At 62.0% G+C, this 14,873-nt stretch carries 15 protein-coding genes and 1 pseudogene; 6 read left to right on the top strand and 10 right to left on the bottom strand.

Annotated features, from left to right (window positions below; genetic code table 11):
• Positions 1-68: 68 nt before the first annotated feature.
• The gene (locus GM415_RS00840) at positions 69-971 is read right to left on the bottom strand and encodes an HD domain-containing protein (RefSeq protein ID WP_158945843.1); all 903 of its coding nucleotides are present in this window, start codon (positions 969-971) and stop codon (positions 69-71) included.
• A gap of 122 nt (positions 972-1,093) precedes the next feature.
• Here GM415_RS00840 and GM415_RS00835 point away from each other — a divergent pair, with 122 nt between their 5' ends.
• On the top strand, positions 1,094-1,405 hold the full coding sequence (locus GM415_RS00835; RefSeq protein WP_242012304.1) for a zinc-ribbon domain-containing protein: 312 nt from the start codon (positions 1,094-1,096) through the stop codon (positions 1,403-1,405).
• Between the two features lie 21 nt (positions 1,406-1,426).
• Here GM415_RS00835 and GM415_RS00830 read toward each other — a convergent pair whose 3' ends face one another.
• The 3 genes from GM415_RS00830 to GM415_RS00820 are packed head-to-tail and all read right to left on the bottom strand — an operon-like array spanning position 1,427 to position 3,170.
• The gene (locus tag GM415_RS00830) at positions 1,427-1,948 is read right to left on the bottom strand and encodes a hypothetical protein (RefSeq protein ID WP_158945841.1); all 522 of its coding nucleotides are present in this window, start codon (positions 1,946-1,948) and stop codon (positions 1,427-1,429) included.
• A gap of 5 nt (positions 1,949-1,953) precedes the next feature.
• Positions 1,954-2,163: a DNA-binding protein gene (locus tag GM415_RS00825; RefSeq protein WP_158945839.1), complete on the bottom strand. Its 210-nt coding sequence runs from the start codon at positions 2,161-2,163 to the stop codon at positions 1,954-1,956.
• A gap of 59 nt (positions 2,164-2,222) precedes the next feature.
• On the bottom strand, positions 2,223-3,170 hold the full coding sequence (locus GM415_RS00820; protein ID WP_158945837.1) for a glycosyltransferase: 948 nt from the start codon (positions 3,168-3,170) through the stop codon (positions 2,223-2,225).
• 63 nt (positions 3,171-3,233) lie between these two features.
• Here GM415_RS00820 and GM415_RS00815 point away from each other — a divergent pair, with 63 nt between their 5' ends.
• Positions 3,234-4,394, top strand: coding sequence for a glycosyltransferase family 2 protein (locus GM415_RS00815; protein ID WP_158945835.1), 1,161 nt, complete (start codon positions 3,234-3,236; stop codon positions 4,392-4,394).
• 83 nt (positions 4,395-4,477) lie between these two features.
• On the opposite strand, the gene GM415_RS00810 is transcribed toward GM415_RS00815, so the two are convergent.
• From GM415_RS00810 to GM415_RS00800, 3 genes are all read right to left on the bottom strand, one after another.
• Positions 4,478-5,071, bottom strand: a complete 594-nt coding sequence (locus tag GM415_RS00810) for a hypothetical protein (protein ID WP_158945833.1) — start codon at positions 5,069-5,071, stop codon at positions 4,478-4,480.
• Between the two features lie 117 nt (positions 5,072-5,188).
• Positions 5,189-6,130, bottom strand: coding sequence for a choice-of-anchor A family protein (locus GM415_RS00805; RefSeq protein ID WP_158950674.1), 942 nt, complete (start codon positions 6,128-6,130; stop codon positions 5,189-5,191).
• A 238-nt stretch (positions 6,131-6,368) separates the two neighbouring features.
• Positions 6,369-6,527 (bottom strand): YqaE/Pmp3 family membrane protein, encoded by a 159-nt coding sequence (locus GM415_RS00800; RefSeq protein ID WP_158945831.1) that lies wholly within the window; start codon positions 6,525-6,527, stop codon positions 6,369-6,371.
• A 1,040-nt stretch (positions 6,528-7,567) separates the two neighbouring features.
• On the opposite strand from GM415_RS00800, the pseudogene GM415_RS18235 reads away from it, so the two are divergent.
• Positions 7,568-8,212, top strand: a pseudogene (locus GM415_RS18235) (methyl-accepting chemotaxis protein); the annotation flags it as partial.
• Between the two features lie 85 nt (positions 8,213-8,297).
• Here the strand turns inward: GM415_RS18235 and hypF are convergent.
• Both hypF and GM415_RS00785 read right to left on the bottom strand, forming a co-directional pair.
• Complete coding sequence (hypF, locus tag GM415_RS00790; RefSeq protein WP_158945827.1) at positions 8,298-10,604, bottom strand: carbamoyltransferase HypF; 2,307 nt, start codon at positions 10,602-10,604, stop codon at positions 8,298-8,300.
• A 41-nt stretch (positions 10,605-10,645) separates the two neighbouring features.
• Positions 10,646-11,569: a DUF362 domain-containing protein gene (locus GM415_RS00785; protein ID WP_158945825.1), complete on the bottom strand. Its 924-nt coding sequence runs from the start codon at positions 11,567-11,569 to the stop codon at positions 10,646-10,648.
• A gap of 80 nt (positions 11,570-11,649) precedes the next feature.
• Between GM415_RS00785 and GM415_RS00780 the strand changes: the two genes are divergently transcribed.
• The 3 genes from GM415_RS00780 (at position 11,650) to GM415_RS00770 (ending at position 14,071) form a co-directional block, all read left to right on the top strand.
• The gene (locus GM415_RS00780; protein WP_158945823.1) at positions 11,650-13,146 is read left to right on the top strand and encodes an ATP-binding cassette domain-containing protein; all 1,497 of its coding nucleotides are present in this window, start codon (positions 11,650-11,652) and stop codon (positions 13,144-13,146) included.
• A 259-nt stretch (positions 13,147-13,405) separates the two neighbouring features.
• The gene (locus tag GM415_RS00775; protein WP_158945821.1) at positions 13,406-13,669 is read left to right on the top strand and encodes an RNA recognition motif domain-containing protein; all 264 of its coding nucleotides are present in this window, start codon (positions 13,406-13,408) and stop codon (positions 13,667-13,669) included.
• A 171-nt stretch (positions 13,670-13,840) separates the two neighbouring features.
• Complete coding sequence (locus GM415_RS00770) at positions 13,841-14,071, top strand: cold-shock protein (protein WP_158945819.1); 231 nt, start codon at positions 13,841-13,843, stop codon at positions 14,069-14,071.
• 472 nt (positions 14,072-14,543) lie between these two features.
• Here the strand turns inward: GM415_RS00770 and GM415_RS00765 are convergent, their stop codons facing one another.
• Positions 14,544-14,867 (bottom strand): hypothetical protein, encoded by a 324-nt coding sequence (locus tag GM415_RS00765; protein WP_158945817.1) that lies wholly within the window; start codon positions 14,865-14,867, stop codon positions 14,544-14,546.
• Between the last annotated feature and the right edge of the window lie 6 nt (positions 14,868-14,873).

Raw genomic sequence — 14,873 nt, 5'->3', positions numbered from 1 at the left:
CGAAAACTCTATGTCATCTCGGGATTCATTGCAAAAAAAATATGAATCGGAAAGGGGCTGTGACAGGATTACGCCGCCACAAGGACCGGCATGGGCTTGCGGTCCAGGTTTCTGCGCAGGCCACGGCGGTAGTCCTCTCCGTAGTCCTGCAGGATCAGTGTGAGATAGTTCATGTTCCGGTCCACGGCCTCGGAGTAGAGGTCTCGGGCCACGCCGTGCCGTTGGCGGAAGTGATCGCCCATGCAGGCCATGACATTGGACAGCCTGCCCTGCATCTTTCTGCGCATATGCTGGCAGAAGTCCATGGTCTGGCTGAACAGGTCGTACTCGCTTTCAAATTCGGCGATGCCCGCTTCGGCGAACTCGGCGTAGAGCATGGGCAGCTTTTCCAGGTAGGTGTCGTCAGCCATCTGGGCCAGGAGGTCTGCGGTGGCCAGAATGTGCCCGCCCAGTCGGTCCTCCTCGCTTTCGAAGTAGATGGCTTCAGGGGCGCTTGCCGGGTCGGTGCAGCGGATCATGGAGGCCATGGCCTGGATATCGTCCTGGGGCCATTGGCGGCAGGCGCCGTCGGCTTTGAGCAGATCGACGGAGCGCTGCACGTGGGTGCGGGTGAACTGCGCCCCGGTGCCCTTGTTCTCACCCAGACGGCGAATGTAGCCTGTGTCGTGGAAAAGAGCAGCTATGAGGCAGAGGTGGATGATTCGCTCCGAGATGGGCTGGCGGCTGATGTGCACGCCGTGCAGCAACCGGGCCGTGGCCAGGAGCGAGGACAGTGTGTGGGAGAGATCGTGGTAGCCGGTATCACAGCCCGCGAAGCCGGCCATCTTGCCCTCGAAGAGTCGCACCGTGCTTCCCAGGACCGCCTCGTAATCGCGAAAATCGAAGTCGCGATACATGGAAGTCACGATAGCCCGGACCTCCTGGTCCGTTGTTCCCGGATTTCTAGTGGAAAGTCGGATGGGTTGCATCATGCTCAGTATGACTCTCGTGTGACAATGTTATTACTTTTCGTTTTCCACAAACAGGGGATTCCGTCAACTACATTTATCGGGATTTCTTGACCTGGTTGCCTAGAATTGGCAATAAAACCGATGTGATCATCTGCACAGGCTGCGGCCAACAAAACCAGGACGGCGAACGTTTCTGCCAAAAATGCGGCAAGAAGCTCCAGTCCTCCCGCCGAATGGCGGCTTCGGACGACAATTCTTCCGCTCCCTTGCCGCGCTTTACGCATCATGGGTTGCCGGAGGATCGCTGGCTTACTTTCAGGCGATTGGTGGAGGCGTGGGGCTACCTCGGCGTGTTGGCGGTAGTGGCCGCGGTCTGCTTCTTCCAGAAGACGTGGTGGCCGCTCTATCCAGCGGTGGTCGTGCTCGGCCTGCTGCTGTGGTTCAGGCGGATCTGAGACACGCCGTCGGAGACGACGCTATTGTCCCGGCTGCTGGGGCGTCCCCTGCCCGGGTTGCGTGGCGTTGTCCGCCTTCAGGGCCTTTTGCAGATCCTCTTCCAGCAACTCGGGGATGGTCCTGTCCCAGAATTTGTCGTCCATCTTTTCCTCGATGGTCTTTTCCGAGCAGCAGACGATGGGCTCGCTGTTGGGGCAGTCCGGTACGGAATAGTTGACCACCGCACACTTGGACTCCTTGTCGAAGTCGTAGGGGATGGAGCGGGTCACTTTCCTGAATTCCTTGCCCTGGATGCGAATGATGTCCTTGTAGACGCCCACGAAGAAGTGGGCTTCCTTGTTGGCGTAGAACACGGAGAAGAGATAGATGTTGTCACGCACCTTGGACACGTAGTTGATCTGCGCCGGGGTCTTGCACAATCCCCTGGCCAGGACGCTCCTGCCGACGCAGATGTCCATGTCCGTCAGTTCCGTGGCCAGGGCCGGCAGCGCGGTGAGCGCGGCCAGCAGAAGCGTGGCAGTCAGTATCGTGATCCGTCGCATGCGTCTCATTCTCCGAGGTCGAGAAACAACTGGAACCCGTCCGGGTCCGAGGTTTCGCATTTTTCCTTGCAGCCGCAGCACTGGTAATGGCCGTCCTTGAGATACCAGACGGCCTTCCACGAGCAGTCGCAATTGAAATATTCGTACACCGAGGCGTCAACCGCGCCCTTGTAGCGTACGTAACCCTGCTTTTTTATTTCATCCTTGAATTTCATCGTCACTCTGTTCCGGTAAGTTTAGGCCTGACTACACCGAGTGCTCCCATTTTGCAAAGTCAAGACAGCACCCTTGCCGAAAGTTCTGCGAGCTTGGCGTGCTGCAGCGCGAGGGGCCAGCGGGACAGAACGTAGCGTCGCAGCAGGTCCGGGGCCGGACCGTCCGCCGTGAGGATGTCCCTGGCCTGGGCCACGGTGTTGAAGATCAACTCCTCGGGGTAGAGTGAGCCGGCGCCCGGAAAATTGTGAATGGCCGGGCGCACGCCGCAGGCCATGGCTTCGGCGATGTTATAGCCGAAGCTCTCGCGCAGGGAGGCCGAGATGAGCGCGTCCTTGTCGGCCAGGAACGCGGGTATGTCTTCCACATGCCCGTGCAGGGTGACGGCCTCGGCCAGTCCCATGGCGTGGATCATGTGGTCCAGGTACAGGGCCAGCTCCGAAACCTCCAGCTCGGTTCCCGCATATTGCCCGGCCAGGTGCAGGGTCAGGTCCGGCTGCGCCTCCCTGGCGGCGGCAAAGCATTGCAGGACCATCGGCAGGTTCTTGGTGTGCCTGATTTGCCCCACAAAGGCGATTTTGCCTGTCGCCGTCTTGCGCTCCGGTATGGTGAAGCGGTCGGTGTCCACGCCGTTTGGCAGGACAAAGACCTCCGTTCGCTCCCGGATGTCCGGCACGCGCAGGGAGAGGATATCGGTTACGTGCGGGGCCACGACCGCCAGTGCGTCAACGCTTTGCCAGTCCACGGCTTCCACCTGCGAGGTGTAGGCCTCGAAGCTGTGCAGCCGCATGACCAGCTTGCCGCGCCGTTCCATGCCGGATGCGGCCACGGCCGTGTCCTGTACCCACTCCACCCATGTCAAATCCGCCCAGGCCAACGCTTCCCGGAGGTCTTCCGAGTCCGGGGAAAGATATTCCCGGATCTCGAACCGGTCTCTGAACCATGCCCGGAGAGGTGGCAGAAAGGCGTCGTTGCCGCCCTGAATGAGAATCGCGATCTTGGCCGTCATGGTTTTTGCATATACTCGGAAAGACGGTGCGCCGTCAAAAAAATGCACACGGGGGAGACCGCCATGGGCGAACCGGCCATCAGTTTCATCACCTATACTTACAATGACGCGGCCTACGCGGCGGATCTGGTGCGCCTGGCTGCCTCCTTCACCGTCCGCCCGGACGAGATAGTGGTCGTGGACGACGGCTCGGACACGCCGTTCGCCATGGCTGACGCGCCGGATACTCTGCGGATCATCCGCTTCGAAAAAAATAGGGGCATCACTGCGGCCAAAGGGGCCGGACTGGACGCGGCCTCGGGCGATATTCTATTTTCCATGGATTGCGACACCCGGGTCAACCCGGATTGGCTGGAACGCGCCTTGGTCCATCTCGGCAGGCCGGGGGTTGGGTTGGTTGGCGGGTCTCTCACCTACCGCGCGGGCGACGACCTGGTCTCCCGTTATCTCGCCCACTTCGGCGACAACCACAACCAACGTCATGTGGGCCCCGTTGATTTTGTCCCGGGCAACGCCTTTGTCCTGCGCCGCGAGACTTGGGAGCACGCGGGTGGATTCCTCGGTTACGAGGAGACCAATTGCCAGGACCATTATCTCTGCAACCGGCTGAAGCGTCTGGGCTACACCCTGTTCTCAGACGCCCGGGCCGAGGCGTGGCAGTTGCGCAGAATTTCGCGCATAACCTTGTGCAAACGGGTCTGGAAATGGTGCCACAAGCCGATCAAACAGCAGCTTATGGAGGCGGCCGAGGCGGATGCCCCCGAAAGCGGGGTGGTCAACTACCTCTTCGGCGTGCTGGCCGCGCCCATGTATGATCGTCTCGGGCGGATCGCCGAACTGGACGAACCGCTTTTCCACTACGTCGAACAGCTCTATCTGGCCCACGCCGTGCTCGATTGTCTCGATTTCCTCATCTGGCGGCGGCGGGCAAAACCGTCCATGCGCCGCGATTTCCTGGCCGCCCTGGCCCACCTCTTCACCGGCTATCCCCGTATCTGGACCTTGCTCCGGGCCGACTTGAGCGGTCTGGGCCACGATCTGCGCACCGGGCGGGAGGCGGTTGACATCTCCCGCTGGGACGATCTCTTCCTCCATGCCCATCCCCTGCGCGAAAGCGGGGCTCTCGCCTGGCTGGAGGACCACGGAGTGGTCCAGCTCATCCGGGAGGAGATCGAGGAGGCCTACGACTTCTCGTCCTATGACGGCGCTTCCTTTGCCGTGTGATTTCCCTGCCAAAACAGCGGCGCGGCGGTCCGGTTGTCCGGAACGCCGCGCCGCTTTTCCATTGAAATGTCGTTTATTCGCGGTCAGGAGTACTGCTTGGGGAACCGCTCGCCCATGAGGTACTCCAGGGCTTCCCGGTCCAGGGTGGCCGAAGCAACGAAGAATTCCAATCCCACGAGCATGGGGTGGTAGGTCAACCCATGCTCCAGTTCGTCCCCCAGGCCGTAGAGGAATCGCTGGGCCGGGACCGTTTCGTCAATTACGGCCAGGCCGTCCTTGTGCAGTGACGAGAGGATGGCGTGGTCCAGGATGTAGCCGCCGGGCAGAGTGGTCCACAGGTGATAGTTGCCCATGTTCTCCTCGCCGGTCTGGTTTTCGACCATCTTGCGGAAGTGGGCCGGGGTGGCCGGAAAGCGCATCTTGCCGTGCACTGCCACGTTGCCGATGGTCATGGTCGCGCCGGGGATGTGGAATTTTTTGGCCAGCATGTGGAACATGCCGAAATTGACGTTAAAGCCGTTATCCGCCCGCTGCGCAAAGGGAATATGGCCCGTGGTTTCCACCGCGTCGAGCACGGCGCCGTCGAGGACGAGCCCGTCCCTGCCGAGGGAGACGTCATCCAGGCCGAGTTTCCTGGTGCGGCTGGCCGCCGCTTGAAATTCCTTCAGATAGCTCATGAGGCAGGAGGTATCAATTTTCTTTGCTTCGCGCAACGAGTGTCGCGGGCGGGAAAGGCCTCCATGAAAAAAAGCGGGTTGCGACAGATGCCGCAACCCGCTTGGCTGTCGTGTCAATTACGCCCGTCTGCGCTTCAGGGTAATGCCCAGTCCGGCCAGGCCGAGCCCGAGCAGGACCAGGGTGCCTGGTTCTGGAACAGAGGTGCCGGGATCTTCTGGAATTTCTCCGGTGAACGGGTTGTATTCCAGCTCGGTGGTGCCAAAGTAGGACGAGGCGACCAGGGTGCCGTGGACTGCGCCCCACTGGCCGGTGACGTCGGCATAGGGAGCCAGAATGCTGCCCGCCGCCTTGAAGAAGGATATGTCCAGCATTTTGGCTTCGTAGAAATTGAAGAGAAATTTGTCGCTGTAGCTCAGGATTTCATTGCTCAGACCGTTGAGGAACATCTGCATGCCACCCATATGACCAACCCGGCCCGAGACGTTGAAGATCACCGTGGTGTCTTCGCCGATGCCGGTCACGTTGAAGCCCGAGGCCCGGGCCAGATCGGCTCCTTTCAGGTTGAAGACCACCAGGTCCGAGGAATCGCCGGCCAGCTCGAAGGCTCTCCAACGGGTATAGGTGGTGTTCCCATTTCCGGGCAGGTCGGCGAGGGAAGCGGACAGGGCCTTGAGGTAGGTCTCTTCCGCGTCAAAGTCGATGTCCATGCCCGCGCCGTTGCGCTGTTCTCCAACGACATTGAAACCGGCGGTGTAGGCGTGGCCTCCCACCCTGGCGTTGCCGTGGTAAACCTGGCCGCCCACGGCCCTCAGGTCGCCGCCCACGGTAAGTACGTCGCCGGAACTTCCGGCGGGCAGCTTGTTGCCAACGCCGTAGCTCATGAGATTGACGTCACCGCCTGCTGCCAGACGGCCTTCCGTGTCGGAGAAGTAGCTGGTGAAGTCGTTGAAAATGAATCCGTTGTAAGAACCCGCCATGCCCAGCATGGAGGCGCTGGCCGTTCCCGGCAGGATTGCAGCCAGGACGAGGACGAGTAACAGACGACAGGTATTTCTCATGATCGGGTTCTCTATTTCAGCCGTTCATGGACCGGCGGGACGGCGGTCCCGGCAGCGGTCGTGGAGGACGGCAAGCACTTTCTAATTGCACAATGATATCTTTTGCCACTTAATGAAACAACCGTTCCAATATGGGCAATGCCATCATTTGGCAAGAAAAAAGCGCGGGTCCCGATGTAATCGATAGCACCGCACCCATTTGACGGACAAAGAGCGTTATCTGCCCCGGTGTTGCGAATTATTTGCGGGCCAGCAACCAGATGACGTGGACCAGACCGGGGAAATACCCGCACAGGGTCAGGACCAGATTGATCCAGAATTGCAGACCAAGCCCCACTTTGAAGAAGGCTCCGAGGGGCGGGAGGAGGACTGAGATTATGATGCGTAACAGTTCCATGATGGCTCCTTGACGGTATGAAGGGATTATTCAGTAGCTACCTTTTACACGCTTTGTTCTGTCAGGACAAGGGACGGTGAGTTTTTCCGATAGGTTATTATAATAATGTACCTGAACATGCCGCAGCTGTAATGGATGAAGATCCAGGGTTTTCAGGCAAAGGCTAAATCAAATAGTGCAAAGGGCGAACCGTGAATCTACTCGACGTACGACTCAGGATAAAATTGGCAGGCGGCTTCGGCATGGTCCTGGCGCTGCTCGTGATCGTCATGGGCATGTATCAGTATGCTTCTTATGTCTCGGCCTCGGGGTACGCGCAGCTCATGGCGAACCAATACGCCATCAAAGACCAGGCGTACAAGGTTCGGGGGCAGATGCTGCAATGCCGCATCGACGAAAAGGCGTTCCTGCGCGACATGAATTTCGACTATGTGGACAAGTTCATCGAAGCCGTGGCCGGTCTGGTCAAGTCAACCGAGGAGCTGGTGGAGCTGGCCAAGGCCGGGGGCGACGGCGAACTGGTCAAGCTGGGTGAGCAGGTCAAGAAAGCGTGCTTCGACTATGAGTCCTTTTTCTACGATATGGCCGGAGCGGACGGCGACGAAGCGTTCAAGGAGGGCGAGAAGAACATGCTCGCCGTGGTCGGAACCATCCAGCCCGCGGTGATGCAAATCGTGGAGCGGTCCGACGCCATGGCTCTGCAGAAGCTGGAGGACATCCGCTCCACCGTGGATCTGTACAATCTGGTCGCACTGGCCACGGGCGGGTCCGCCATCCTCGTTGGCATTCTCATGGCTGTGGTCATCACCACGTATATTCTGCGCAAGCTGGGGACCGACCCCGCCGACCTCAAGGTGGTGGCCGACTCCATTGCCGAGGGCGACCTCACGGTCAGCTTCGGGGACGCCATCCGGGAGGACAGCGTGTATGCGGCCATGCACCGCATGGTCGTGCAGTTGCGCAGGGTCATCGGGGACGCTGCAAGCGTGTCGCAAAGCGTGGCAACGGGCAGCCGCGAGATGGCCGGAGCCGCCGATGTCGTGTCCAAGGGCGCGAGCCATCAGGCCGCAGGTGTGGAGGAGGTCTCGGCCAGCGTGGAACAGATCACGGCCTCCATCGATCGCAATTTCGACAGCGCCCGTGAGACCGAGGCCATCGCGGACAAGTCGGGACGTGACGCCGAGGAGGGCGGGCGGACCGTCAGCGCCACGGTCTCGGCCATGGCCGAAATTGCGGAGAAGATTTCCATTGTCGAGGAGATTGCCAGGCAGACCAACCTGCTGGCGCTCAACGCGGCCATCGAGGCCGCCAGGGCCGGTGAGCATGGCAAAGGGTTCGCCGTGGTCGCGGCCGAGGTGCGCAAGCTTGCCGAGCGCAGCGGCAAGGCTGCGGCCGAGATCAGCGAGCTTTCTTCCGGCTCCATGGCGGTGGCCAAAAAGGCGGGGGACATGCTGGCCCGCATGGTCCCGGATATCCTCAAGACGTCGGACCTGGTCAAGGAGATCAGCGCCACCAGCAACGAGCAGTCACAGGGCGCGTCCGTCATCAAGCAGGGCATCGGCCACCTGGACGAGAGCGTGCAGCAGAACGCGGCGGCCTCCGAGGAACTGGCCGTCACGGCGGAGAAGCTGGCCGACACCGCGCGCATCCTGCAATCCTCCATCAGCTATTTCTCCCTGGGTGACACCGGGGAGACCCAAGCCTTGGGGGCCGGGGACGAAGAGGACGACCTGGAACGGTATTGAGTCGCTCCGGTATCCGATGTTTCGATTATCCCCGCTCGGCGAGGAGCTTGCGTTGTCCCCAGGCCGCCTGGCCCAGGGATATGCAGGCGTCGTTGGGCGGCACCTCGCGGTGGACCAGCGGGATCAGGCCCATGCCCTCCAGCGCCTTGGGCAGGAGTTCGGCCATGGTCAGGTTCTGCATGACCCCGCCGGACAGGGCCACGTGGTGGATGTCCAGGAGCAGGGAAAAGGAGTAGGCCATCTCGGCCAGGCCGTTGATCAGCCCGAGGTGGAAGCGCCGGGCGATGTTCGGGACGGGCACGCCGTCGGCGAGGTCGGCCAGGACGCATCTGACCAGCTCCAGGGTGTTCAGGGCAACGGGGTCGGCCGCCATGAGCGGGCACGGGTAGGCCTTGGTCTCGCGCATGTCCTGCACTTTTTCCAGCCGGATGGCTGCCTGGCCCTCGTAAGTGATGGTGTTGGCCAGCCCGCATAGGGCGGCCACCGCGTCGAAGAGTCTTCCGCAGCTCGAAGTCTTGGGCGCGTTGACGCCTTTTTCCAGTAATTGCGGCAGGAAGCGGGATTCCGCTTCGAAACTGTCAAGCCAGGGCCAGCGGTAGTTGCCGGGCTCGGTCACGCCGAGTTCCCAGAGCGCGGCCTGGGCGATGCGCCAGGGCTCGCGCACGGCGGTCTCGCCACCGGGCAGCCGAATGTGGGCGAAGTGGGCCAGCCGCTGGTGTTCCATCTCCTCCGGCATGACCAGCAGGCACTCGCCGCCCCAGATGGTTCCGTCCTCGCCCAGCCCGGTGCCGTCCAGGGCCAGGCCGATGACCGGGTCGGTGAACCTGTTTTCGGCCAGCACGGCGTGTATGTGGGCGTAGTGGTGCTGGAGGGATGCCACGGGGATGTTCCGCTCCCTGCCCAACTCCTCGGCCCACTGGCTGGTCATGTAGTCCGGGTGAAGATCGCGGACGATCAGCTCCGGCTCGACGCGGAGGATATTCTCCAGGTGGTCATGGATTTCCTTGTAGAACTCCATGGTTTCCAGGTTGGAAAGGTTGCCGATGTGCTGGCTGGGAAAGGCCTGGTCCCCCTTGGTCAGGGTCAGGGTGCACTTGAGCTCCGGCCCGGTGCCGAGGACCGTGGGGCCGCTCTGGGAGAGAAATATGGGCGAGGGGGCGAAGCCACGCGCCCGGCGCATGAGAATCGGGTCGCCGGTGGACGGATTGACCCGGACCACGGAGTCGTCCGTGCGAATGAGGATATCCCGGTTGTGATGCAGGAACAGGTCCGTGATTTCCGACAGCCGTCCGGAGGCCTCGCGGTTGCCCAGGGCGATGGGCTCGGACGAGAAGTTGCCCGAGGTCATCACCAGGGGGGCGCAAAAATCGCCGAGCAGTATGTGATGAAGCGGGGTGTATGGGAGCATGATCCCCACGAACTCCGTGTCCGGAGCCACGTGTTTGGAGAGCGGGAAGGGGTGGCGCTTGGGCAGCAGGACGATGGGCCGCTGCGTACCGGTCAGCCATGCCTCTTCCTCCGGGGTGATCTCCGCCAGTCGGCGGGCGTATTCCATGTTCGGGACCATCACCGCCAGGGGCTTGTCCGGGCGGTGCTTGCGCTCACGCAGGGCGGCCACGGATTCGTCGGAGCGGGCGTCACAGGCCAGGTGGAAGCCGCCCAAGCCCTTGATGGCCGCTATTTTCCCCTCGCACAACTCGCAGGCCAGCCGCCGGATTGATTCGTCACCCTGGGCGATCATCACCCCGAGGTTGTCGGTCAGCCAGATGCGCGGGCCGCACCGGGGACAGGCGTTGGGCTGTGCGTGGAAACGGCGGTCCAGCGGGTCCTCGTACTCCTTGCCGCACTCCTTGCACAGCTTGAAGCAGGACATGGAGGTCTGGGGCCGGTCATAGGGGATAGAGCGGGTGATGGTATAGCGCGGGCCGCAGTTGGTGCAGTTGGTGAAGGGGTAACGATAGCGCCTGTTGTTCGGGTCGGCGATGTCCGCCACGCAGTCCGGGCAGGTGGCCACGTCCGCGCTGATCAGCACCGAATGACCCAGCCCGCCCGTGGACTTGAGGATGGTGAAGCCGTCCTCTGCCTCAAGCGGTGACAGGTCTTCCCTGTCCCGGGTCACCACCCTTGCCAGAGGCGGCAGCTTGTAGGTCAGGTCTCCGTCGAAGCGGGCCATCTGATCCGCGTCGCCCTGCACCTCGATGATCACTCCCTCGCTGGAGTTGTTCACCGTACCGGTGACTCCGTTTTCCATGGCGATGCGGTAGACGAAGGGCCGGAACCCCACGCCCTGGACTTGCCCGGTGATGGTGAAGCGGTGACGCAGCAAAGACATGCTCCGTTACATAGCCTCCCCGCTCGACGAGTGCAAGAGGTTCACCGTTTTTGGAAATGTTTTAAAAGACTTCTGAATCGTCCTTTGAGGATGCGCATGACATGGAAATCGAGCGGACGCACCACCGAAAGCTGGAATCCGTCGGCCCGGAACTGGCCCGGCTGCTCAAGAGGATAGGCGAGTTCGTCCGGTGTTGCTCCGGCCATGTGCCGCAGGTGCGCTTCGGCCCAGAGCGGCACGTCTCCCGGTTTGAGGCCGAGGATTGCGTAGGTCGCGGTGTCCAGGGCCACGCCGTTTTCGCAGGCCGCCAGCAGCTCCAGCGGATAGGGCTCGCCGTTGACCGGGCCGTCCTTGTGCAGGGGGTGGACCCCGTCCATGAGATGATGAGCCTGGGGCAGGGCGGCGTAGACGTCCATGATCATGGCCCGGAAGGCGAGGGGATCGTGTCCCAGACGGTTGTGGGCCACTGCCTTGCGGAAGCCGACAACGCAGCCGAACAGGTTCTTGACCGCGCCGGACATGACCATCTGGCAGTGGACCTTGAGCTTGGGGATATTGAGGATGCGTTCCGCCTCAAGGGCCTGGCGGGAGATGCCCATGGTCACGCCGCCGGAGAGTCGGACCGGCACGGGACGTCGCAGACTGGTCACCCCGAGCCCCAGTCCGGCCAGTGCCTCCTTCAGTCCGGAGCGCCGGGCCACGTGTGCCGCCGGGCCATAACCCGGAGAGTCCGCCACCGACACCCTGGCCCCGCAGTCGAGGAGGTAGGCGCAGGCCGCCCGGACCAGCAGCGGGTTGGTGCAGCAATGGCGCGCGTTGGACGACGAGACCAGGTTGGGCTTGACCAGCACTTCCGTGCCAGGGCCGGGCCGGAACCCGGATTCCTCCAGGACCAGGGCCGTGGCCGAGTCGAGCAGGGTGGACTCGTATTCTTGTATGCGGGCGATGGCGACGGGGATGGACATGCCACATGATAGGCCACAATGGCGCTTTCCTTCAAGGCGAAAGGGTTGCCTTTCGCCGGGGCAGGGGGCATCTATTGCCCATGCACTCACTGATCTCCCTCGACAATGCCTCGGTCACCCGCGCCGGCATCCGCCTGGCTGGGCCCCTCTCCCTCTCCCTGCAACGGGGGCGCCACCTGGCCGTGGTGGGCTCCAACGGCTCCGGCAAGACAACGCTCCTCAAATTGCTGCGCGGCGACCTGCCCCCGGACAGGGGCGGGAAACGGGTCTATGATTTCGGTGATGGGGCTCAGCGCTCCCCGGCCGGACTCCGTCAGCGCATCGGGCTGGTCTCCCCGGACATGCAGGAGTTCTACGCCCTGCATGCGGCCCGGGCCACGGGACGTTCGGTGGTCCTCTCAGGATTCTACGACACCCCGCTTTTGTACGGGCAGGCCACTCCGGAGCAGGAGGCCGCGGCGGACGAGACTATCGCCAGGCTCGGCATCGAAGACCTGGCCGGAAGCGGAATGGGCTCCCTCTCCACCGGACAGGTGCGCAAGGTGCTCATAGCCCGAGCCCTGGCTCCGAACCCGGACGTTTTGCTTCTGGACGAGTGCATGGAGGGGCTGGATGCCGTCTCCCGGGGCGAGGTCCTGACCTTGCTGGAGGCGGCCCTTGAACGGACCACGGTGGTCTGCGCGGCCCACCGCATCGGCGACGTGCCGCGCGGCATCGAGTGCGCCGAGGTCATGGAGGCCGGGCTGATCTCCCTGGAAGGGGACCGGAGCGTGGCCCTGGAGCGATTGGGCGACAGAGCCCCGGAGGTGGCGGCCTGCGATCTGCCCGTGGCCCGTCGGAGCGCGGAACCGGAATTTCTGCTGCGCATGCGCGGCGTGGCCGTGGTCATCGACGGCAAGCGCATCCTGGACGGTGTCGACTGGACCGTCCTGCCCGGCGAGCACTGGTTGGTGCTCGGGAGCAACGGTGCGGGGAAGTCCACCCTGCTCAAGCTGGTCACCAGCGAGCTTGCGCCTTATGCCGACGGTGAGCGCGGCACCGGCACCGTGGAGCGGCTGGGTGGCATGACCATGGACGAGGCCCGCCCGCACATCGGTGTAGTCTCTCCGGCGCTTCAGGCGTCATACGCCCGTGAACTGGGCTGGGAGGTCACGGCCTTGGAGACCGTACTTTCCGGCTACCGGGGCAGCGTGGGCATGCTTGATGAGCCTACCAGCGAGGAATTGTTCGGCGCGCGCGAGTGGCTGGAGCGCGTGGGACTGGGCGAACTGGCGGACAGGCCCCTTCGCCGCATGTCCTACGGCCAGCAGCGGCGTGCCTTCCTGGCCAGGGCCATGGCCCCGGGCCCGGCCCTTCTTCTGTTGGACGAGCCGCTCACCGGGCTGGACTCGGCATCCCGCGCCGTCATGCGCACTCTGATACAGGGGTTGGCTGAAAATGGGACCCCGGTTGTCATGGTCACCCACCACGCCGACGACCGGCTGCCGGTGATCAATCGAGTCATGGAATTGGAGGCCGGAAGACAGCGTTTTTGCGGTTCTCGAGAAGAGTTTGAAGCCTCTCAGATTATGGGATAATCGTATCTCTTTGAATTTACATGAAATATATTTTTAGGCTTAATTCAATATTGTCTTGACTTTAGTTCATTCCTGACGAATGGTTGCGTTTCATTACCAGTGGCACCCGTGGAGGCGCGGTCTGAATGTTGGCCGAAGCTGGTTGAGATCTGAACAGGTATCCAAGGAGCAGTGTGCGCATCCTGTACGTTGCTCCTTTAGTTTTTCCCCGTGACGTACGGGCGTCACCGGTTTCACACTTTTTTGGAGAGTTTTTTTCATGTCCAAGAACATCTATGTGGGCAACCTGCCCTGGGCGGCCACCGAGGACGATGTCCGCGCCGCTTTCGCCGCTTACGGCGAAGTCGCTTCCGTCAAACTGATCCAGGACCGCGAGACCGGTCGCCCGCGCGGCTTCGGCTTCGTGGAGATGGACGACAATGGCGCTCTGGACGCCATCGAAGCCCTGGACGGCAAGGATTTCGGAGGCCGTAACCTCAAGGTCAACGAAGCTCGTCCCCGTCCGGAACGCCCCCGCTGGTAGTTCCGAACGGCCGGAGTACCGGACCGACCGCGCCCGCGTTTCCTTTGGAGAGGCGGGCGTTTTTTTGTTCCTTGCCGGGAGAGGTTTCATGCCGGGCGTGATTGCCAAGCACGCCGTCACGGGGTAGAGTCGACTTGCAGTGGACAAACGGCATCGGTATCGGAGGTGGCAGTGCGGCGTGAAGGCGAAGTGAGCTGGTTCAACGAGCAGAAGGGGTTCGGTTTCATCACCGGTGAGGACGGCATGGACGTGTTCGTCCACTACACCGAGATAGTCCGCGACGGCTTCCAGACCCTGGAGGCCGGGGAAAAGGTCACCTACGAGCTTACGGACGAGGATATCGGCCCCAAGGCAGTCAATGTCCACCTCAAATCGGACGTCCCCACGATTTCGGTTCTCTGATCCGCCATCATATGACGGATGGGGAGAAAACAGCCCCCCGTGCACAGAATGTGCGCGGGGGGCTGTTTTTCGTTTGGAAGCCGCATCGGGTTGTCGTGAAATCAAAGTCGGAGGCCGCTTCGCGGCGGTATCGGGTGATTTCGTCTCCGACGGCTCAAGGCCGAGGGCCTTGAGAATCCCATGTACGCCTGCGGCGTGGGTGTTTTTTGGGATCAGGTCAAATGGTTGCGGGTGGCATTCCTGGAGCCCGTGGCCGAGGCCGGCCATGCAGGCCGGAGCGTGGCATTGCTTCAGCGTCAACCGAACTATTACGGGAGCATGAAGCCGCCCTCGGGCGGCGTAGAATGTAGGCAAAGTTCATTTTGGACGGCAGTTGAGAAAGGTTCAAGGCCGAAGCGTACTTCCTGTACGCGAGGGTTTGAACCTTTCGCAGCAACGCCGCAATCGGGCCTTTATCGGCTGCCGCCCGATACTACAGGCCGTGGTCGCGCATGTGGGCGTCGAGCACGTTGTCTACCTTAACCTTTTTCTCCTCGATCTTGCCGGGAGTGATGGTGTAGCGGGTCACCTCCCAGTCCAGGTGGTCGATGTACTCCACGTGGCCGTAGCCGTTCTCGGGCAGGAGGTCGCGAATGGTTTCGAGGAAGTCGTCTATCATCAGGTAGACCCCCTCGTGGTCCACGCGCAGGACGTCGCCGTCGTACTGGACCTGGTCAAAGGGGATGGCGTCCTTGATCTGCTCGTAGATCTCGGGAGTGATGCGGTGAAAATCGCCGTAAACGCGTACGTCGTCCATGAAAAG

Source organism: Pseudodesulfovibrio cashew (assembly GCF_009762795.1).
Lineage (GTDB): Bacteria > Desulfobacterota > Desulfovibrionia > Desulfovibrionales > Desulfovibrionaceae > Pseudodesulfovibrio > Pseudodesulfovibrio cashew.
This window is presented reverse-complemented; position numbering and strand designations above follow the sequence as displayed.

Excerpts from the sequence above, each read along its gene's own strand:
- GM415_RS00805 (WP_158950674.1), bottom strand. The coding sequence starts at position 6,130 with ATGAGAAATACCTGTCGTCTGTTACTCGTCCTCGTCCTGGCTGCAATC.
- GM415_RS00815 (WP_158945835.1), top strand. The coding sequence starts at position 3,234 with ATGGGCGAACCGGCCATCAGTTTCATCACCTATACTTACAATGACGCG.
- GM415_RS00830 (WP_158945841.1), bottom strand. The coding sequence starts at position 1,948 with ATGCGACGGATCACGATACTGACTGCCACGCTTCTGCTGGCCGCGCTC.
- GM415_RS00825 (WP_158945839.1), bottom strand. The coding sequence starts at position 2,163 with ATGAAATTCAAGGATGAAATAAAAAAGCAGGGTTACGTACGCTACAAG.
- GM415_RS00785 (WP_158945825.1), bottom strand. The coding sequence starts at position 11,569 with ATGTCCATCCCCGTCGCCATCGCCCGCATACAAGAATACGAGTCCACC.
- GM415_RS00810 (WP_158945833.1), bottom strand. The coding sequence starts at position 5,071 with ATGAGCTATCTGAAGGAATTTCAAGCGGCGGCCAGCCGCACCAGGAAA.
- GM415_RS00775 (WP_158945821.1), top strand. The coding sequence starts at position 13,406 with ATGTCCAAGAACATCTATGTGGGCAACCTGCCCTGGGCGGCCACCGAG.
- GM415_RS00840 (WP_158945843.1), bottom strand. The coding sequence starts at position 971 with ATGATGCAACCCATCCGACTTTCCACTAGAAATCCGGGAACAACGGAC.
- GM415_RS00820 (WP_158945837.1), bottom strand. The coding sequence starts at position 3,170 with ATGACGGCCAAGATCGCGATTCTCATTCAGGGCGGCAACGACGCCTTT.
- hypF (WP_158945827.1), bottom strand. The coding sequence starts at position 10,604 with ATGTCTTTGCTGCGTCACCGCTTCACCATCACCGGGCAAGTCCAGGGC.
- GM415_RS00800 (WP_158945831.1), bottom strand. The coding sequence starts at position 6,527 with ATGGAACTGTTACGCATCATAATCTCAGTCCTCCTCCCGCCCCTCGGA.
- GM415_RS00780 (WP_158945823.1), top strand. The coding sequence starts at position 11,650 with ATGCACTCACTGATCTCCCTCGACAATGCCTCGGTCACCCGCGCCGGC.
- GM415_RS00765 (WP_158945817.1), bottom strand. The coding sequence starts at position 14,867 with ATGGACGACGTACGCGTTTACGGCGATTTTCACCGCATCACTCCCGAG.